Source organism: Arthrobacter sp. Y3221157 (assembly GCF_059089865.1).
The window spans coordinates 40,953-59,323 of sequence record NZ_JBNHFD010000016.1 but is presented as its reverse complement, the minus strand read 5'-3'; the positions used below and the strand labels follow the sequence as shown (position 1 = coordinate 59,323).

Genomic DNA, 18,371 nt, shown 5'->3' with positions numbered 1-18,371 from the left:
AATGCCGGCGGCAACCGGGCCCGCAGCGGCAGCATCGCACGGTACCCGGCCGGGCGTGGTCTTCCCGGCGGCGGCCAGCCGGGGACTGCCCGGCCCGGCCGCAACGCCAGGGCACATCCGCACGGCGGAACAAGTGCCGGGACACTGGCCCTCCTCGCTGCTTTCGTTATCTTCGCGGTGTACGTCCTGCCGTACTGGACCCGCTAGGTCGGTTGCCCTTCCCGCCCTCCGCCGCGGCGGGGAGCAGCCGGTGGCGGCCGGCGTCCCGGATGGTCCCGGTGATCCGGTGCAACCTCGCCGAATCGAGCGTCCAGGACTGCCAGTAGAGGGGTACGTCCTCGTGGGCGTCCTCTTCAAGCAGGACAAGTGACCCCTCGGCCAGCTCATTGCCGAGCTGCAGTTCGGGAATCATGCCCCAGCCCAGCCCGGCCTTAATGGCTGCGAGAAAGCCCTCGGACGAAGGGACGGTGTGCGCCGGCGGCGGGTGTTCCACGCCCTTGGCCGCCAGCAGCTGGCGCTGGAGGTTGTCCTTGGCATTGAACTTCAGCACCGGAATGTCCGCCCAGTCCACACCGTTGGAGCCGGCTAGCTGTTGGTGCAGTCCGGCGGCGGCCACGGGGATGTACCGCATGTGGCCCAGCAGCTCCACCCGGCAGCCGTTAACCGGGACGGGATCGGAGGTTACGGCGCCCATGACATCACCCTGGCGCAGGAGCTGGCTGCTGAACCCCTGGTCTTCGACGTGCAGGTCGAGCGTGGTGTCCTGCCAGCCAGCGGCCTCGTGCAGGACCGGAACGAACCAGGTGGCCAGCGAGTCCGCGTTGACGGCGACCGGCAGCTGCGCCCGGGAAGCAACGCCGTTGCCGAGGGCTGCCGAAGCCTCTGCTTCCAGGACCTGCACCTGGCGCGCCATCCGGAGCAGCACCATCCCAGCGTCGGTGGCAGTGCAGGGCACCCGGCGGCGCACCAGCACCCGGCCTGTCGAGGCCTCCAGCGCTTTGATGCGCTGGCTGACGGCCGACGGGGTCAGCCGCAGGAGGTCTGCCGCAGCTTCGAAGGTGCCTTCGTCGATGACAGCGGTGAGGGCCCGCAGGTGTTCGAAGTTCATGAAGGAATTCTAATGGTCCTTAAAAATCTATTGTTTGTCTTCATCTTGCAATGTCCGTACCGTCGAAGACATGTGGACCACAGGAATCAGCGGAATGCTGACCGGCTTGGCGCTGATCGTAGCGATCGGCGCCCAGAACGCCTTCGTCCTGCGCCAGGGCATCCGCCGGGAACACATCGGCGCCGTGGTGGCCGTGTGCATGGCGGGCGACGCCGCCCTCATCCTTGGCGGCACTGCCGGGATCGGCGCCCTGGTCACGCGGTTCCCCGAAGCGCTGGAGGTGCTGCGCTGGGGCGGTGCCGCGTACTTGGTGTGGTTCGCGTTCCACTCCTTTGCCGCTGCACTGAAGCCCTCCGGCCTCCACGAGGAGCCGCCACGGTCAAAGGGATCCGTGGTGGCCACAGCGGTGGCGCTGACCTTCCTGAACCCTCACGTGTACCTCGACACCGTGGTGCTGGTGGGCAGCCTCGCCAACCAGCAGGGACCGGACCTGCGGTGGGTCTATGCCGGCGGGGCAGTAGCGGGCAGTGTCCTGTGGTTCTCGGCGCTGGGCTACGGCGCCCGGGCGCTCGCGGGTGTCCTGGGCAGCCCCCGGACTTGGCGGGCGGTGGACGTGGTGATCGGTATCGTCATGCTTGCCCTGGCGGTGAAACTCGTCCTGCAGTGACCGTTCCGGGAAGCCGGGCAGGCGATAGGCTGGAACCAAAATCCCAGGGGGAAAACCATGACTGACCAGCCTTCCCAGCGCCCCGATTCCCGGTGGCCCCACTCCTCGCGGAACCCGGCCTCCCAGCCCGGCGTGCCGCCGTCGGACGCGGAAACCCCATCCGGCTACGAGCCGCCCCGCTTCGTGCCGCCTTACGGCTCCGACGCGCCGTCCCAGCCGGCCTACGGCCAGGGGCCGTACGCCCAGGGCAACCAGTACGGCGGACAATACAGCGGAAGCCAGTACGGCGGGGGCCAGTATGCGCCGGGAGCTGCACCTTACTCCCAGCCGGCTACCTCCTACGGGCAGCCTTCCTATTACGGCGTGCCCGCCGAGCCCAAGACGCTGAGCATCGCCAGCATGGTGTGCGGCATCGCGTCCGTGATCATGGGGTGGCTGCTGCTCCCGCAGATTGCGGCGATCGTGACCGGGCACATGGCGCTCAAGCGCGAGCCGTCCGGCAGGGGCATGTCCATCACGGGGCTGGTCCTGGGCTACCTGTGCCTGCTTGGCTACGGTGCGTTCTGGCTGCTGCTCATCATCGGGCTTGCCTACGCCGGCTCCAGTGGATCATATACCTACTAAATCCCGGGCTTACTGAAGGTTGACTGCGCCGTCTACCTTCGCTGGGCGGTCCTGGCGCGGCGGGCGTTGGCGCGGAGCTGGAGGATGCGGGCGCCGCCGGCAGCGGCCACCAGGACCCCGCCGGTAACGCTGGCGATAAACAATGCCATGCCCAGCGGGAGGGCACCTTCGAGGCCAAGGAACCGGACCAGCACCAGGTCCTGGTTCTGGAGGATGAAGATGATGAGCAGGATTAGCAGGACCAGCGCCGCCACCACGGCCGCCCAAACGACGCCGGCGCGCGTCACCCGCGGTTCTGCCGCCGCGGGCTGCGAGGGTGCAGGGCCAGAGGGCGCAGGACTGGTGGGCGCAGGACCTGCCTGCCCCTGGTTTGGCGCTGCGGTTCCGCCGGCGCGTTCGGCCTGGTAATTCCCATCGGGCCCCGGCTCGGGCTGGTCTCCGGTCCCCGGTGTGTACTGTCCAGCACTCATTACCGTCCCCTTCCTTAATCATAAGCATGCTTATTATGCCACCTTAGCCGGAGGGTTTCGGCCGGCACAACACCGCTACGTGCCGGCGATGCGCTCAGCGTGCTCGCGTTCCGCCGCCGTCAGTTCGCCTGGTCCAGCTCCCACCAGGGTCCACCGGGAGAGTCTTCCGTCCCGGCCGGCCATGGATCCGCGGGTGAGTGCCGCGTCAATCCGACGGCGGACTTCGCCTTCCTGGCCAGTGTCCGCTGCGAAGATGGTCCGCAGCATCAACCTGTCAGCGTCCCGCTCGGCTGACGTGTGGTGGGCTGCGAGCGGGCAGGGTGGAGGGTGCTCCCAGCTTCCGCACAAAGCCTCGGTGACTGCTGCCCCCGGCGCCGCGGGATCCTCGTGGGGGTCCATTCGGAGGGCTGCCACGTGCACGAACTGTCCCTGCATGCGTCCATTCTCCTGTGTACCGGCCAGTCTCTTGCGCGCGTGCCGGCTAAGGGAGCGCCTTCCACGACAGAAGGGCCTCCGGCGGAGGCCCCTCTGTGGTCAGCGGCGCATCACACCCGTTCCCTGCTCCGTTCAGCGGAGGGGGTGCGGGGAGTCGGCGTCCTGCGCCAGTTCGGGAAAGCCCAGAACGTGTAGTCCTGCGCCTTGATCCGCGGCTCCGGGGTTTCCGCCGGAGTGTCCTGCTTGGCTTCAGGCTGGCGGTTGGTTTCCTTCTTGTGTTCCCACCCGAAGTCCTTGTTGTATCCGTAGCACATCACAGACCTCCTTATAGTGACTGCCCTTTAATCGTCCTCCTGATAGGCGGGGGAGTCGATACGCTGCCGGGAACATTCGCCGTCCATAAAACGCGGACTGTCAGGAGGAAGCGCCGGCCGCCGACTCGGCCTCCTGCGGGCCGTGGAATTCGCACGCCCCCTGATGGCCGAGCGGCAAGAGGCAGGTCCTGCCGGTCGGAAGGTGCACCAGGGCGCAGCGTCCCGTCATGGCAAGGTCAACAACCCGCCGGCTAGAAGCCCAGCTGGCGCGCCACCTGCAGGAGCAGCAGCTCGGAACCCTGAGGGCCCACCAGCTGGATCCCCATTGGAAGGCCCTGGCCGGGGGCCGCGCCCGTCCAATGCACCGGGACGGTAATGGCCGGCAGTCCGCACACATTGACCATTGACGACCAGGGTGCGAATTCACACTGGCGCCGGTAGTCGCCGTCGGCGTCCCCCGGCCACTGGGCGGCAGGCCAGCGGTCGCCGCCATGTGCCGTCCCGGTGAACCAGCCCACGGGACGCGGGGTCTGGGCCAACGCCGGCATCAGCATCAGGTCCCACTGCGCGTACTGCGTCACCGTGTCCTGCTGGAACTTCCGCAGGAACGCGAGTGCTTCGGCAAGCTTGGCTGGGCTGCGCTGCTGGGCCCGGCGGCGGAAGGTGTGTGTCAGCGGGGCCAGCAGGGCTTCGCGCTGCGGGCTGATCCGGGCCGTGCCCACTCCTGCGGTCCAGGCGGTGGTGAAGGCCTCCGGGTAGCGGTTGTCATATCGGACGGCGGCTTCGGCAACAACATGTCCGGCGTGGGCCAGGAGCTTTTCCCCGGCCTCAAGCGCGTCCAATGCTTCCCGCTCCGGCGTGAACGGGTACGTGCCGGACCAGGGGCTGTCCAAGGTGACGCCGATCCGCAGCCGTGGCGGCTCCTGCCCGATCGCCTGCAGATACCCGCCGCCGGGCACCATGGCATCCAGCAACAGCGCTGCATCCGCGGCGCTTCTGGCGAGGGGCCCTGGCACCACCAGCCGCGCAGGATCACCCTGGCTTTCCCCGGCGGGCACCAGGCCCCTGCCGGGTTTCAGTCCCACCAGTCCACAGGCGGCCGCAGGAATGCGGACGGAACCGCCGCCGTCGGTCCCCGGAGCGAAGGGGAGCAGGCCTGCCGCCACGGCGGCGGCGCTGCCGCCCGAGGACCCGCCGGAGCTCCTGCTGGGAGCGTGGGGATTGCGCGACGGCGGCGCGATCCGGTTTTCGCTGTAGGCCGTCAGTCCGAACTCGGGAACCTGCGTCTTTCCCAGGCAGACCACGCCGGATTCCTTCATCAGCGCCACCAGGGGCGCGTCCGCCGGCGCGGGCTTGTGCTCCAGGGCGGCGCTTCCGTGGGTGGTGACGACGCCCGCAACATCGGTGAGGTCCTTGAAGGCCAGCGGCATGCCATGCAGGACGGGCAGTTCCTCCCCTCCCGCGCTGGAACGCCGGGCATCCGCGGCACGCGCTTCCGCCATTGCCTGCTCCGCCGTGACGGTGATGAAGGCACCCAGCAGGGGGTTGCGCTGTTCTATCCGTGCCAGGAAATGGGCGGCAACGTCCGCTGCCCGAACGTCTCCACTTCGCAGGCTGTGGCGCAGTTCGACGGCGGACAGTTCGTGGAGCTCAGCCACTGTGCCGGGGCCCGGTGCGCTGGTTGGTGGTGCTGGTCCCGAAGGTTGTGGAGCCGGCCGTAATGCTGGGCTGGTCTGCGGGCACGCGTCCTCCTTTCGATTCCCTAGAAGAGTAACTTGCCCGGTCCACCGGGCCCGGCGGCGGCCAAAGCACTAGGCTTTAAGCTGACTCCGATCCGCCACGACAGGACTTGCCATGAGTGATTTCGATACCGTTCCCGTCCACGACATCCCCGACGGCGCCGTGGTGCTGGATGTCCGGGAGGACTATGAATGGGTGGCTGGGCACGCCGAGGGGGCTGTCCACATCCCCATGGACCAGATCCCCGCCCGGCTCGACGAAATCGACCCGGACGAGGACCTCTACATCATCTGCCGCACAGGAGGCCGCTCGTTCCGCGTGGCCCAATGGCTCACAGGCCAGGGCTACACCGCCATCAACGTAGCCGGCGGCATGGACCAGTGGCTGGAGCTCGGAAAACCCCTGGTCTCGGACAACGGGCTCAAGCCGATCGTCCTCTGATGCCCGCATCAGCCGCCACCTACGCCTTCCTCGGTCCCGAGGGAACCTTCACCGAGGCCGCCCTGATGCAGGTTCCGGATGCCGCGGCGGCCACCCGGATCCCGGCGTCGAACGTTAACGCTGCGCTGGACCTGGTCCGCGAAGGATCCGCCGGCGCCGCCATGGTTCCCATCGAGAACTCGGTGGAAGGCGGCGTGACGGCCACCCTGGACGCCATCGCCGGCGGCACCGAACTGCGGATCATCAGGGAGGTCCTGGTGCCCATCAGCTTCGTCCTGGTGGCCCGGCCCGGTATCCGGCTGGAGGACGTGCGGCGTGTATCTACCCACGGACATGCGTGGGCACAGTGCCGGCTGTGGATGGACAGGCACCTTCCGGCAGCGGAATACGTGCCCGGATCCTCAACCGCTGCTGCAGCAATGGGCCTGCTGGCCGAGGACTGCCATTACGACGCCGCGATCTGCGCGCCACTCGTGGCCACGGAACAGCGGGGGCTGTCCGTGCTTGCCGAGAACATCGGGGACAACCCGGGGGCTGTGACCCGCTTCGTTCTGGTCAGCCGGCCCGGCCTGCTCCCGGACCGGACGGGTGCTGACAAAACCACTGTGGTTGTTCCCCTTCCCGAAGACCGCCCGGGTGCCCTGATGGAGATCCTGGATCAGTTCGCGAGCCGCGGCGTGAACCTCAGCAGGATTGAGTCCCGCCCCACCGGGCAGTACCTGGGGCACTACTTCTTCAGCATCGACGCCGACGGCCACGTTGGCGACGCCCGGGTTGCGGATGCCCTCGCCGGCCTGCACCGGATCAGCCCCAATACTCGGTTCCTCGGCTCCTATCCGCGTGCCGACGGGCAGGAAACCGCAGAGGAAGCCCACACCTCCGATGCCGCGTTCGCTGCGGCGCAGGCATGGGTGGGGTCCCTCCTTGAGCCGTTGTCAGAAGCGGCGGAAAACGCTTCCGCCGCTTCGCCCACAGCGTAGGCAATTGGCGTTCCGGGTACTTCCCGGGGCTGTGGACAGTGCGTATGCTTACTTGATCCACAGGGATGGCCCCTAATGAAGGGAGCGGGTCATGACTACCAGCAGCACCGAAAACGATGGCCAGGGAATGATCGTCAATCCCCGGCCCACCGCCGATAACCAGGACTGGGACGGTGACGATGCAGACCGTGCTGACCGCCTGCGCTTCGAAGAGGAACAGGCCATGATCCGCGAGCAGTCCGAAGCGCGTGCCGCAGCAAAGGCCGCCGCCGAAGCCGCGAAGGACTCAAGCGACTAGGGCTGAAGCCAGCCGTTTCCGCCGTCTGGACAATCCAACACAAAACTCATACGCCGCCCAGGCACCCGCCGGCCCTGCCGCCGTCGTCCTATATCTGGCCTTTGACCCTGATCAGCAGCGACCGTGGATCCACCTGCACGGTGAGCCGCGTGGCCTCACCCGACGTGTCGCCGTCGAGCTGGGTGGGCATGGGCTCGGGGCAATCGATGACCACCCGTCCGGAGCGGTAGACCGTCATGATAGGCAGCTTTCCGCTGTGCTTGAACATGATCTTCATATACATCAGCAGCCAGCCGAGGGCACTGCGCGGGCTCATCACCACCACGTCCAGCATGCCGTCGTCAATCATGGCCTGCGGGATGAAATCGATGCCGCCCGGCACCAGGCCGCAGTTGGCAAAGAGCACGCTGCGGATGTTCCGGACCTGTTCCGGGCCGCCGTCCAGCGAAATGGAAACCTTCTTCCGCCGGCCGGGAAGGTGCCGCATCCCGGCCTCGGTGTAGGCCAGCCAGCCCACGGCTTTTTTCAGCCCGTCATTCGTGTCGGCAAGGACCTCGGCGTCCATGCCGATGCCGGCGATGACCAGGAAGACGTGCTCCGAGGAGTGCCCGGTGCGGGAATTAACGATTCCCATCCGGGCCGTGTCGATGAAGCGTTGCCGGCCGAAAAGCGCAGTCTGGACGTTGCCCTGCACATCATTGATGTCCAGCTCCACGTTGCGTGCCAGCAGGTTTCCCGTTCCCAGCGGAACGATGCCCATCGCCACGCCGGTATGCGCCAAGGACTCGGCCACCACCCGGACCGTGCCGTCCCCACCGCCCACCAGGACGACGTCGGGCTTGGCTGCCAGGGCGGCCCGCGCCTGGGAATAGCCGGGATCGTCCACGGTGGTCTCGAAAATGGCGGGCTCCTCCCAGCCCGCGCTGAGGCAGGCGCGCCGGATGGCGTAGATCGCCTCGTCGGCCCGCGTCTTGATGGGGTTCAGGATCACGGCAACCCGCTGCTGGGTGAGCCCGGATTCGTGCGCGTCTTCGCCCACCACGCTGCGCACGTGGAGGGCCTTGAGCTTGCGCACGCCCCACCAGCTGGAGATGGCGAAGGCAAGCGCCACCCCGATCAGCAGGTAGAGAATCCAGTCGCTCATGGTGGTTCAACAGTAGCCCGGCGGAAGGTGGCCCGGTCCGGCGCGCTCCGTAACCGCCCGACGTCGTGCATTCTTTTGGATACCCTTGGATGGTGATCGACGTAAAAGACCTCAGCGAAAACCCGGACAAGTTCCGTGCCAGCCAGCGCGCCCGCGGCGCGGACGAATCAGTGGTGGACGCGATCATCGCCGCGGATTCCGCCCGCCGGGCAGCGCTGATCCGCTTCGAAAACCTGCGGGCCGAGCAGAACGCCTTCGGCAAGAAGGTGGCCCAGGCCAAGGGCGAGGAGAAGCAGGCCCTGCTGGCCGAGGTCAAGGAACTCGCTAATTCGGTCAAGGCGGCCTCTGCCGAAGCCGATGCCGCGCAGACCAAGCACGAGGAACTCCTGCGCACCATCCCAAACCTCATCGAGGACGGCGTTCCCGAGGGCGGCGAGGACGACTACGTAGTGGTCAAGACCGTTGGCACGCCGCGCGAATTCCCCGACTTTGAGCCGCGCGACCACCTGGAGATCGGCGAGCTGATCGGTGCCATCGACATGGAGCGCGGCGCCAAGGTGTCCGGCGCACGCTTCTACTTCCTCCGCGGCGTGGGCGCCCGGCTGGAGATGGCGCTGCTGCAGATGGCCATGGACCAGGCCATCGAGAACGGCTTCATTCCGATGATCACCCCCACCCTGGTGCGCCCCGAAACCATGCAGGGTACCGGCTTCGATGTGAAGCACGACGCCGAGATCTACCGCCTCGCCGAAGACGACCTTTACCTGGTGGGCACCTCGGAGGTTTCCCTGGCCGGCTACCATGCCGACGAGATCCTGGACTTCTCGGCGGGCCCAATCCGTTACGCCGGTCAGAGTTCCTGCTACCGGCGCGAGGCGGGGTCCCACGGCAAGGACACCCGCGGCATCATCCGCGTGCACCAGTTCAACAAAGTGGAGATGTTCATTTACACCACGGTTGAGGAAGCCGCCGCCGAACACCAGCGGCTGCTGGCATGGGAAGAGGAAATGCTGGCCAAGTGCGAGCTGCCGTACCGGGTCATTGACACCGCCGCCGGCGACCTTGGCACCTCCGCCGCCCGCAAGTTCGACTGCGAAGCCTGGGTCCCCACCCAGGGCGCCTACCGCGAGCTGACCTCCACCTCCAACTGCACCACGTTCCAGGCGCGCCGCCTGAACATCCGCGAGCGGGCGGTGAACCCGGATGGTGTGGCCAAGGGCACCCGGGCTGTGGCCACGCTCAACGGCACCCTCGCCACCACCCGCTGGATTGTGGCGCTGCTGGAGCACCACCAGAACGCGGACGGCTCCGTGAACGTCCCCAAGGCAATGCAGAAGTACCTGGGCGGCCTCGAGGTGCTGCCGGTCCTGTAGCCGTCCGGGTTTTCTAGGAAGTCCCCGTCTCGTGGTCCATTCCCCTTGTCATGTTGAGGGGAGAAGACCGTGCGGCGGGGACTTTTCCGGATCTACCCCAGCCGCCACGAGTTTGCGGCGCAGCCCGTCCGGGTCGGACAACGTCTTCCAATCCCACCGGACAACTTTGTAGCCGAGGGCACGGAGCCGGTCCTCGCGCTTTTTCTCGGCCAGAATCGCTTCCCGCGCACTCTGCCCACCCAGCAGGCCGTCGTCGAGGTACTTGGCGTCGCCGTCGAACTCACCGATAACCCCGAACTCCCGCCAGAAAAAGTCCGTCCGTGCAATGAAACCGTCGGCATCAGCGAATGTGTACTGAAGAGCCGGCGCGGGCAGCCCAAGGACGTGCATGAGAACTCTGCTCCGTGATTCTCCAACCGACTCTGAGGCCTCATCGGCGAGAGCAAGCACAAGCTCCACTCTGCGTCGCTTGGTTGCGGAGGTCAGGCGCGCTGCCGCTTCAGCCAGTTCTAGCCGGGTCAGCCTCTCGTCCTGCCGCCGGCGGGCTCCCAGCACCGCATCGGCCACAGCTACAGCTTCCGGAAGTTCCAACCGCATGATGCAGTCCAACACGGTTTGGAGCAATGAAGTCACCGTGTACCCGAGGTGCTGCGCCGTGTCCGCGGACCAGTAATGCCGGCTGACGCCATAGCTGCGGACATTCTCCAGGCCGCTCAGGCCCGTCTTGAGGTCCTTGGCGGCGCTTGTTGTGGGCGGAAAGCGGCCCGCCTTGTGCGGCGAAGCTGTGATGACGTGGATGTGGGGAGGAACTGCCGGGGTTGGCAGCTGCCAGATGCGCAGGGCGGTCAGGTAGCAAAATGTAGTTGCCGGATCGCATGCGGCGATAGCAGCCACGGTTGTGATGTAGCGCTGCCACGGTTTGAGGGCGAGCCACGCGGTCTTGTCGAAATAGACGCCCGTCCTGACCCTGATCAGGGTGCCGGCGCTGTAACCACGGCTAAGGTCTCGGCTGCTTCCCGTGAGGGCACGACGACGGCTGGCGAGAATCAGGGCCGGGGGTTCGAATTCCATGACCCCATGCTGGGAGGGGTTTGGCCTTCGCAGCTATGAGGGAGTGGCAGCATGTGGACAACGAGCTGAAACTTCCCCGCTGCATGGGCTATTCCCCCGAACATGCGGCGGGGAAATGTCCACCTGCTGGGGAGCGCAAGGTAAACAGTCACACGGGGGACAACCTGTGATTATTTACCCGGTGTTCAGCTAACCTGTGGCGCGCGTCCTACCGGGCGTCAGGGGTGTCTGTTCTACTAGATGGATGACAACGCTGACTGAAGCCTCAGTCGCCGGCAACGATGACCGGCGAGACAACCAGAACAACATTGAGGGCCAGAACGGCCGGAAGCTCATGGTGGCCCTGGACGTGGACGGCACGCTCGTGGACCATGACGGCCACATGTCGCCGGGTGTCCGGGAAGCGGCACAGGCCGTGGTGGGTGTGGGACACGAGGTGATGATTGCCACCGGCCGGTCCCTGAACGCCGCCCTGCCCATCATCGAGAAAATCGGCATCGAGCGTGGGTACGCGGTCTGCTGCAATGGCGGCGTGACCCTGCGCCTCCACCCCGAACTCGAGAACGGCTACGAGGTCATCCACAAGGCCACCTTCGACCCCGCCCCCGCCCTCCGCGCCCTCCGCGAACGCCTTCCGTCCGCCAAGTACGCGCTAGAGGATGCTGACGGGAACTTCCTCTCCACCGAGCGGTTCCAGGACGCCAGCTTCGGGGTGGAAGCCGTTGGCGTGGACTTCCACACCATGCTCGAAGCCACGGCAGTGCGCGTCGTCGTCTTCAGCACGGAAAACACGCCGGAGGAGTTCAACGAGGCGATTGAGCACATCGGCCTGGCCGGGGTGACGTACTCCGTCGGCTGGACGGCGTGGCTGGACATCGCAGCGGCCGGCGTGACCAAGGCCAGCGCCCTGGAGAACCTCCGTCTCCAGCTCGGCATCGACCCGGACCTCACCGTTGCCATTGGCGACGGCCGGAACGACATCGAGATGCTGACTTGGGCCGGCAGGGGCGTGGCCATGGGCCAGGCACCCGAGGAGGTCATCGCCGTCGCAGACGAGGTCACCAAGTCCGTTTTCGACGACGGCGCCGCCCACGTGCTGCGCAGCCTCCTGTAGGGCGCCCGAAGACGCCCCCACTGCCGCGATTCCGGTCCCGGCCTGCAGCCAAGGCAGAATAGGAACCATGACCCTTACGACGTTCGCCCTCGTCCGCCACGGCCAGACTGACTGGAACGCCGAACGCCGGCTGCAGGGAGCCACTGACATCCCCCTGAACGACGTCGGCCGCGGCCAGGCGCGTGACGCCGTCGCAGTCCTCGCCCCCTACCAGTGGGACGCCATCGTTTCCTCGCCGCTGAGCCGTGCAGCGGAAACGGCGGACCTGATCGCCGAAGGACTGGGCCTGCCCGTGGCCCGGCGCGTTCCGGAACTGACCGAGCGCAGCTTCGGCCCGGCCGAGGGCATGCAGGCAGGGCCCGAGCTTGAGGCGCTGCGCGTCCCTGGCGGCTTCAAGGGCGCCGAGAGCGAGGATGAGGCAGCAACCCGCGGCCTCGCCGCGCTGGAAGCCCTTGCCGAAGAGTTCCGCGGCCAGCGCCTCCTTGTGGTCACGCACGGCACCCTGCTGCGCGTCACCCTGAGCCGCGCCACCGGGCAGACCCTGGCGAGCGTCAACAACGCCGTGCTCAACCTGGCGCACCACCACGCCATCGAGGGCTGGCAGCTTGAATACTTCAACGGTGAGCCTGTGCTGGCGGCCACCTCAAGCTAGAAACAAGCCCGACGGCGGACGGCGGCTTTGCCGGGTCAGCGCACCTCGAGGATCAGTCCCAGCAGCCTGGCCGCCGCGGGCCGGGCTGCGTGCTCCTCGTTCCACTGCGCCCGTGCCACCGCCTTGCTGACGGCCTGCGTGGTGATCCCCAGCTCCTGCGCCACGGCCTTCTGCTGGCCCCGTACGCCGGGCGTGAGCAGGTCCAGCACCCGCCACTCGGCGCCGGACCTGTCGCGAACAATATGGCCGAGCAGCCGGAGTACCGCCTCGGCGTCGTGCGCCACGTCCGCCAACGGACCCTCGACCGCCACGGGAACCCGCTCCTTGCTGCTGCGCAGCCGGTCCACCGCCCGGCGCGCATAGACGAGGCCGTGTCCCGAGGCGTCCTTGATCTGGTTGGGCAGCGGCTCGCTCACCGGTCCCACGCCGATCCCCACGTACCATAAGCCGCTGCGCAGGGCGATCAGTGCTGCGTCCACCGCCTGGTGCGGGCAGTCGACGATGCCCTGCACCTCATCCTCCACGGAACGGTCAAAGTCCAGGCGCGCCGGAATATGCCGCAGGTCCTTGAGGAGCTGCGGAACCCGGTCCCCATCGCGCCGGCTGTCCGTTTGATTGATAGTCAGCGTGAACATTCTGGGTACACACTACCCGGTGGTAGGAAGCCCGGAACTTCCGTGTTACGACTGGTCAAGCCGCATGACGGACCCGATCCTGCCACCAACAGTTGCCTCGGCCCGGCCCATCTGTTGCGATGGAGTGACGGCTGCCGGAAGGCGGCGGACGCGACGTGAGGATGGCTATGACCGGCAGCATGGGGCAGGAAGAGACAGGGCAGGAAGAACTCGAACTCGTGGACCGGTGGTGGCGGGCCGCCAACTACCTTTCCGTTGGCCAGATCTACCTCCGCTCCAACCCGCTGCTGCGTGAACCGCTCACAGCGGAGCACACCAAATCCAGGCTGCTGGGGCACTGGGGGACCACCCCGGGACTGAACTTCGTCTATGCACACCTGAACCGCGTGATCCGCCGCGACTCCACCGAGATGCTCTTCGTGGCCGGACCCGGCCACGGCGGCCCCGCCGTCGTCGCCAATGCCTGGCTGGAAGGCACCTACTCCGAGATCTACGCCCACGTGGGCAACGACGCCGAGGGCATGGCGGAGCTCTTCCGCCAGTTCTCCTACCCGGGCGGCATCCCCAGCCACGCCGCCCCGGAGAGCCCCGGCTCCATCAGCGAGGGCGGTGAACTGGGCTACTCGCTGGCCCACGCCTACGGTTCGGTGTTCGACAACCCCCAGCTGGTCACCGCCGTCGTGATTGGCGACGGCGAGGCCGAAACCGGGCCGCTGGCCGCCAGCTGGCACTCCCACAACTTCCTGGACCCCGCAGCCGACGGCGCCGTGCTGCCCATCCTGCACCTCAACGGCTACAAGATCGCCAACCCCACCGTCCTGGCACGGATGCCGGAGCAGCAACTGGAACAGCTGCTGCGCGGCTACGGTCACGAGCCGTACTTCGTCACTGTGGACGACCCCGATGCCTTTGAAAAAGCGCACCGCGACTTCGCCGAAGCGCTCGACCGGTGCATGGCGGACATCCGCGCCATCCAGGACGCCTACCGGGTCCCCGCCGAAAATTCCGAAAACCGGGATGCCGCGGACCAGGGAGCGCCGCGCTGGCCCATGATCGTGCTGCGCTCGCCCAAGGGCTGGACCGGGCCGCGTAGCGTTGACGGTAAGCAGGTGGAGGGCACGTGGCGCAGCCACCAGGTCCCGCTCTCGGAGGTGCGGTCCAACGGGGACCACCTGAGGCAGCTCGAGGAGTGGCTGAAGTCCTACCGCCCCGAAGAACTGTTCGACGGCGACGGGCGGCTCCGGCCCGATGTCGCCGAGGGGGCGCCAACCGGAAACTTCCGGATGAGCGCCACGCCGCACGCCAACGGCGGCCTCCTCCGGCGTGCACTGAAGTTGCCCCGGTACCGGGACCACGCCGTGGAGGTCCCAGCCCCCGGCACGGAGCGGGTCAGTCCGATGATCACCCTGGGCTCATGGATGCGGGACGTCATTTCCCTGAACATGGAAAACTTCCGCCTCTTTGGCCCGGACGAGACGGCGTCGAACCGGCTGCAGAACGTCTACGAGGTCACGGACAAGGTGTGGCAGTACCGGATCGACGACGTCGACGAGCACCTTGCGCGGTCCGGCCGGGTCATGGAGGTCCTGAGTGAGCACCTGTGCCAGGGCTGGCTCGAGGGCTACCTGCTGACCGGCCGGCACGGGGTTTTCAGCTGCTACGAGGCGTTCATCCACATTGTGGATTCCATGTTCAACCAGCACGCCAAGTGGCTGAAGGTGCACCGCAAGCTGCCGTGGCGCCAACCGGTGGCGTCGCTGAACTACCTGCTGTCCTCGCACGTCTGGCAGCAGGACCACAACGGGTTCTCGCACCAGGATCCCGGGTTCATCGACCATGCGGTGAACAAGAAGGCCGAGGTCATCCGGGTCTACCTGCCGGCCGACGCCAACACCCTGCTGTCCGTCATGGAGCACTGCCTGGCGTCCACGGACTACGTGAATATCGTGGTCAGTGGCAAGCAGCCCTCGCCCACCTGGCTGGGGCCGGCAGATGCCGCCAGCCACTGCCGCCGCGGCCTCGGGATCTGGACGTTCGCGGGGTCGGAGGTGCCGGGCGAGGAGCCCGACGTCGTCCTTGCCTGCGCCGGCGACGTCCCCACCGTGGAAACCGTGGCAGCGGCGGAACTCCTCCGCAAAGGTGCCCCCGGACTGAAGGTCCGCGTGGTCAACGTGGTGGACCTGATGCGCCTGCAGGACTCGAGCGAGCACCCGCACGGGCTCCCGGCCCGCGACTTTGACGGGATCTTCACCGCTGACAAGCCGATCATCTTCGCGTACCACGGCTATCCGGCGCTGATTCACCGGCTCACGTACCGCCGCGCCAACCAGGAAGGCCTGCACGTGCGCGGCTACAAGGAGGAGGGGACCACCACCACGCCGTTCGACATGGCCATGCTCAACGGCATCGACCGGTTCCAGCTCGCCATCGACGCGATCGACCGCGTTCCGGGGCTGGCGGAGAAGCACTCGCTCCTCCGGCAGGACCTGCAGGACTGGCGCATGAGGGCGTGGGAGCACACCCGCACCCATGGCGAGGACCCGGAGGAGATCAGGAACTGGAAGCTCGGGAGCTGACCAGCTTCAGTCCACCAGCTCTTCCAGAGCGCAGGATGGCAGGTGGATCCACCCCTCACTGCGGGCGGCTGCTGTGTCTTCACCGACAGGCAGGAGCGTACGACGGCGGGCCACGGCGCGGGCTGTGAGGGAGGCGACGACGGCGTCAAACAGGTCGTCCGATCCGGCAAGTCTGTCCGCGTGCCCGGCCAGGTCCAGCCAGGGCGCCTGGCTTCGCAAAGCGTCCAGCAACACGCCGAGCCGTTCCGACTCGGGAACGCCGCCTCCTTTGTAGCCGCGGCCATGGAGTCCCCAAATCTTCAGCGAAGCTGCGGGGTAGACCTCCGCCAGCCGGCCGGAGCCGTCCCTTGCCTGCGGCCCGTGGAGTGCCGCGATCTTTGCCTGGATCACGGCGCAGCGCATGGCGGGATGGGCCAGCCGGTCCGCGGAGACGCTCAGCGGGATGAGGCCTGTGCGGGCGGTGACGAACCGGTCCGTATCGCGGTAGGCAAGGAGGCGCCGGCCCGCGATGCCGTCGTGCGCAAGGACCGGACCGGCGTCGAAGGCTGCGTGCCCGGTGAGGAACGGTACCAGCGCGTCCGGCCAGCCCACGGGACAGTCGATGCCGGCCATGTCGGAGGCGCCGAACAGGTCCACGATCCCCTGGTCGTCCACATCGAGCGCCAGGTGCACCAGCTTTGCTGCACCACCGACCCACTCGATGACTGCCACCGCAGTCTTCTTGGTGGCCGCAGCCAGGTCCACGCCGAGCGTCTTCATGTGACCTCCTGGGTCAGGCCGCGTGGTAGGTGAGGGCCCCCGGAATGCCGCCCGCTTCACCCAGCGCGTCGCCACGGGCGAAGCCTGCCCAGAGGGCCCGCAGCTGCCTGCCTACGGCGTCCACCTCGTCCCAGCCTGCACCGGCGATCAGGCCCACGCCGTCCCACGTGGTGCGCGTGCCGAAAAGCAACGGAAGGTCAATGGTGTGGGCAGCACCGAAGATGTTGCCCGGGGCGTGCCAGTGCAGGATGTAGCGGTGCGCCCGTCCGCCTGCGCGTGCATGGCGGCGGGCGAACTTCCGCGCCGCCCTGCCGTACACGGTTTCGGTGACCACCCGGTCCACAGCGCGCACCGCCGCAGCTCCCACCACGGGAACGTCTTCCACCCGCATCAGCAGCGGGTTCCGTGGCAGGAACAGCCGGGCTTCCTCCGAGGTATGTCCAATCAGCACGTCGATACCCGGGGCGGAACGGTTCCACGCGGCCTCGATGTCCTTTTCTTCGGGCAGCGGCTCGTGCCCGTACTGGGTTCCGAAGGGCATGGCCGCCAGCATCCCGAACCTGCGGGCCACCTGGGCAACGTGCGCTTCCCGCTCCACCACCTCCATGGCTGAAGTGTCCTCGGTGACAGCTTCGGCCGCGATGCCCATGGCGTGGTTCATCTTCGCGCGGCCCCGGGCGATGCCCAGCGGTGCGCTCTGGATGATGGCCCGTTGAAAGAGCGACGGCGCTTCCGGCGTGGCCATGAGGTGGGCGATCGCATCACCGCCGGCGGACTGGCCGAACGCGGTCACGCGGCCGGGGTCGCCGCCGAAGGCAGCGATATTCCGCTTGACCCACCTGAACGCTTCCAGCTGGTCCAGCAAACCAAGGTTTCCGGGCCGGCCGTTGTGCGTGGCCAGGAATCCGAACAGTCCCAGCCGGTAGGTTACGGAAACCACCACCACGCGGTTCTCGGCCACCAGCACGGCAGGATCGAAGATCGCGAGGTCGCCCGAACCGGTGGTGTAGGAGCCGCCGTGGATCCACACCATGACGGGCAGGCGCTCATCGGCGGCAACATTCCCGGGCATGGTGATGGACAGGTTCTGGCAGTCCTCGCTGCCGGGAAGTTCGCCGTAGCGGGTGCCCAGTACGTCGTCGAGGAAGGGGACCGGGCCCTGCGGGCACGCCGGCGCCAGTGAGGTGGCGGAGAAGGTTTCCGTCCAGTCCGGGGCCGGGACGGGTGGCTGGAACCTGGCGGCGGTGGCATAGGGGATGCCGGTTGCGCGGAGGACGTTTCCATCCCGCCAACCGAGCACGGGGCCGCACGGGGGATGGAAGGTAGCCTCGGAAATCACAGGTCCCACGATTCCACATGTTCAAGATGGGGGGACAACAGAAATCCCCGCCTCCTGGACTATTCCCCCTTGCATGATGCGGGGATCTGTCCAGCAGACGGGGATTTGTGGCGACTAGTGGCCGGTGGGCACGTAGCGCTTGATGGAGGCTTCCAGCTCTGCCTCGGCGGCGGCGCGGTCGCCCCAGCCCTCGGCCTTGACCCACTTGCCCGGCTCCAGGTCCTTGTAGCGGGTGAAGAAGTGCTCGATCTCCTTGATCAGGAACTCGTTGACGTCGCTGACTTCCTGGATGTGGTCGAAGCGGGCGTCCACGGGAACACACAGGATCTTGGCATCTCCGCCGCCGTCGTCGGTCATGTTAAAGACGCCGATGGGGCGGGACTCGACGATGACGCCCGGGTGCAGGTCGAAGTCCTGCAGGAGCACCAGTGCGTCCAGGGGATCGCCGTCCTCGCCGAGGGTGTTTTCGAAGTACCCGTAGTGAGTGGGGTACTGCATGGCGGTGAAGAGGACGCGGTCCAGGCGGACCCGGCCGGTCTCGTGGTCAACTTCGTACTTGACGCGCGATCCCTTGGGGATCTCGATAGTCACGTCGTGCTTCATGGAATGCTCCTCGGCGATTGCAGGGGGT

The 18,371-nt window shown here is 67.2% G+C and carries 20 protein-coding genes and 1 pseudogene; 10 read left to right on the top strand and 11 right to left on the bottom strand.

What is annotated here, in order from left to right:
• Window positions 1–207 (top strand): annotated as a pseudogene (locus tag AC5RTT_RS07140) (NERD domain-containing protein); the annotation flags it as partial.
• Here the strand turns inward: AC5RTT_RS07140 and AC5RTT_RS07135 are convergent.
• Window positions 167–1,108 carry a LysR family transcriptional regulator ArgP gene (locus tag AC5RTT_RS07135; RefSeq protein ID WP_494144603.1) on the bottom strand — a complete coding sequence of 314 codons (942 nt, stop codon included), beginning with the start codon at window positions 1,106–1,108 and terminating at the stop codon, window positions 167–169. The pseudogene AC5RTT_RS07140 and the gene AC5RTT_RS07135 overlap by 41 nt on opposite strands.
• A gap of 70 nt (window positions 1,109–1,178) precedes the next feature.
• Between AC5RTT_RS07135 and AC5RTT_RS07130 the strand changes: the two genes are divergently transcribed.
• The gene (locus AC5RTT_RS07130) at window positions 1,179–1,775 is read left to right on the top strand and encodes a LysE/ArgO family amino acid transporter (protein ID WP_494144602.1); all 597 of its coding nucleotides are present in this window, start codon (window positions 1,179–1,181) and stop codon (window positions 1,773–1,775) included.
• 57 nt (window positions 1,776–1,832) lie between these two features.
• Entirely contained in the window at window positions 1,833–2,399 is a 567-nt protein-coding gene (locus AC5RTT_RS07125) for a DUF4190 domain-containing protein (RefSeq protein ID WP_494144601.1), read from the top strand.
• Between the two features lie 32 nt (window positions 2,400–2,431).
• Here AC5RTT_RS07125 and AC5RTT_RS07120 read toward each other — a convergent pair whose 3' ends face one another.
• The 4 genes from AC5RTT_RS07120 to AC5RTT_RS07105 form a co-directional block, all read right to left on the bottom strand.
• Window positions 2,432–2,869, bottom strand: coding sequence for a lipopolysaccharide assembly protein LapA domain-containing protein (locus AC5RTT_RS07120; protein WP_494144600.1), 438 nt, complete (start codon window positions 2,867–2,869; stop codon window positions 2,432–2,434).
• A 75-nt stretch (window positions 2,870–2,944) separates the two neighbouring features.
• Window positions 2,945–3,304, bottom strand: coding sequence for a hypothetical protein (locus tag AC5RTT_RS07115; protein WP_494144599.1), 360 nt, complete (start codon window positions 3,302–3,304; stop codon window positions 2,945–2,947).
• 110 nt (window positions 3,305–3,414) lie between these two features.
• Window positions 3,415–3,618, bottom strand: a complete 204-nt coding sequence (locus tag AC5RTT_RS07110; protein WP_494144598.1) for a hypothetical protein — start codon at window positions 3,616–3,618, stop codon at window positions 3,415–3,417.
• 251 nt (window positions 3,619–3,869) lie between these two features.
• On the bottom strand, window positions 3,870–5,276 hold the full coding sequence (locus AC5RTT_RS07105; RefSeq protein WP_494144597.1) for an amidase: 1,407 nt from the start codon (window positions 5,274–5,276) through the stop codon (window positions 3,870–3,872).
• Between the two features lie 196 nt (window positions 5,277–5,472).
• On the opposite strand from AC5RTT_RS07105, the gene AC5RTT_RS07100 reads away from it, so the two are divergent.
• The 3 genes from AC5RTT_RS07100 (at window position 5,473) to AC5RTT_RS07090 (ending at window position 7,077) form a co-directional block, all read left to right on the top strand.
• Complete coding sequence (locus tag AC5RTT_RS07100) at window positions 5,473–5,799, top strand: rhodanese-like domain-containing protein (RefSeq protein WP_494144596.1); 327 nt, start codon at window positions 5,473–5,475, stop codon at window positions 5,797–5,799.
• A complete protein-coding gene (gene pheA / locus AC5RTT_RS07095; RefSeq protein WP_494144595.1) occupies window positions 5,799–6,779 on the top strand; it encodes a prephenate dehydratase in 981 nt (326 codons plus the stop codon). The genes AC5RTT_RS07100 and pheA overlap by 1 nt, the downstream gene beginning before the upstream one ends.
• Window positions 6,780–6,870: 91 nt before the next feature.
• Window positions 6,871–7,077, top strand: coding sequence for a hypothetical protein (locus tag AC5RTT_RS07090; RefSeq protein ID WP_494011900.1), 207 nt, complete (start codon window positions 6,871–6,873; stop codon window positions 7,075–7,077).
• A gap of 88 nt (window positions 7,078–7,165) precedes the next feature.
• On the opposite strand, the gene AC5RTT_RS07085 is transcribed toward AC5RTT_RS07090, so the two are convergent.
• Window positions 7,166–8,221, bottom strand: coding sequence for a diacylglycerol/lipid kinase family protein (locus AC5RTT_RS07085; RefSeq protein WP_494144594.1), 1,056 nt, complete (start codon window positions 8,219–8,221; stop codon window positions 7,166–7,168).
• 92 nt (window positions 8,222–8,313) lie between these two features.
• Here AC5RTT_RS07085 and serS point away from each other — a divergent pair, with 92 nt between their 5' ends.
• The gene (gene serS, locus AC5RTT_RS07080; RefSeq protein WP_494144593.1) at window positions 8,314–9,594 is read left to right on the top strand and encodes a serine--tRNA ligase; all 1,281 of its coding nucleotides are present in this window, start codon (window positions 8,314–8,316) and stop codon (window positions 9,592–9,594) included.
• A gap of 48 nt (window positions 9,595–9,642) precedes the next feature.
• Here serS and AC5RTT_RS07075 read toward each other — a convergent pair whose 3' ends face one another.
• A complete protein-coding gene (locus tag AC5RTT_RS07075; protein WP_494144592.1) occupies window positions 9,643–10,665 on the bottom strand; it encodes a hypothetical protein in 1,023 nt (340 codons plus the stop codon).
• 244 nt (window positions 10,666–10,909) lie between these two features.
• On the opposite strand from AC5RTT_RS07075, the gene AC5RTT_RS07070 reads away from it, so the two are divergent.
• Together AC5RTT_RS07070 and AC5RTT_RS07065 are read left to right on the top strand one after the other, a co-directional pair.
• Window positions 10,910–11,779 (top strand): HAD family hydrolase, encoded by an 870-nt coding sequence (locus AC5RTT_RS07070; protein WP_494144591.1) that lies wholly within the window; start codon window positions 10,910–10,912, stop codon window positions 11,777–11,779.
• Between the two features lie 67 nt (window positions 11,780–11,846).
• Window positions 11,847–12,431, top strand: coding sequence for a histidine phosphatase family protein (locus AC5RTT_RS07065; protein WP_494144590.1), 585 nt, complete (start codon window positions 11,847–11,849; stop codon window positions 12,429–12,431).
• 35 nt (window positions 12,432–12,466) lie between these two features.
• Here the strand turns inward: AC5RTT_RS07065 and AC5RTT_RS07060 are convergent, their stop codons facing one another.
• A complete protein-coding gene (locus AC5RTT_RS07060) occupies window positions 12,467–13,066 on the bottom strand; it encodes a hypothetical protein (RefSeq protein WP_494144589.1) in 600 nt (199 codons plus the stop codon).
• 167 nt (window positions 13,067–13,233) lie between these two features.
• Between AC5RTT_RS07060 and AC5RTT_RS07055 the strand changes: the two genes are divergently transcribed.
• On the top strand, window positions 13,234–15,642 hold the full coding sequence (locus tag AC5RTT_RS07055) for a phosphoketolase family protein (RefSeq protein ID WP_494144588.1): 2,409 nt from the start codon (window positions 13,234–13,236) through the stop codon (window positions 15,640–15,642).
• A gap of 6 nt (window positions 15,643–15,648) precedes the next feature.
• Here the strand turns inward: AC5RTT_RS07055 and AC5RTT_RS07050 are convergent, their stop codons facing one another.
• The 3 genes from AC5RTT_RS07050 to AC5RTT_RS07040 form a co-directional block, all read right to left on the bottom strand.
• A complete protein-coding gene (locus tag AC5RTT_RS07050) occupies window positions 15,649–16,401 on the bottom strand; it encodes a DUF429 domain-containing protein (RefSeq protein ID WP_494144587.1) in 753 nt (250 codons plus the stop codon).
• 13 nt (window positions 16,402–16,414) lie between these two features.
• Complete coding sequence (locus tag AC5RTT_RS07045) at window positions 16,415–17,740, bottom strand: carboxylesterase family protein (protein ID WP_494144586.1); 1,326 nt, start codon at window positions 17,738–17,740, stop codon at window positions 16,415–16,417.
• Window positions 17,741–17,854: 114 nt separating this feature from the next.
• A complete protein-coding gene (locus AC5RTT_RS07040; protein ID WP_013599443.1) occupies window positions 17,855–18,343 on the bottom strand; it encodes an inorganic diphosphatase in 489 nt (162 codons plus the stop codon).
• Window positions 18,344–18,371: the final 28 nt, after the last annotated feature.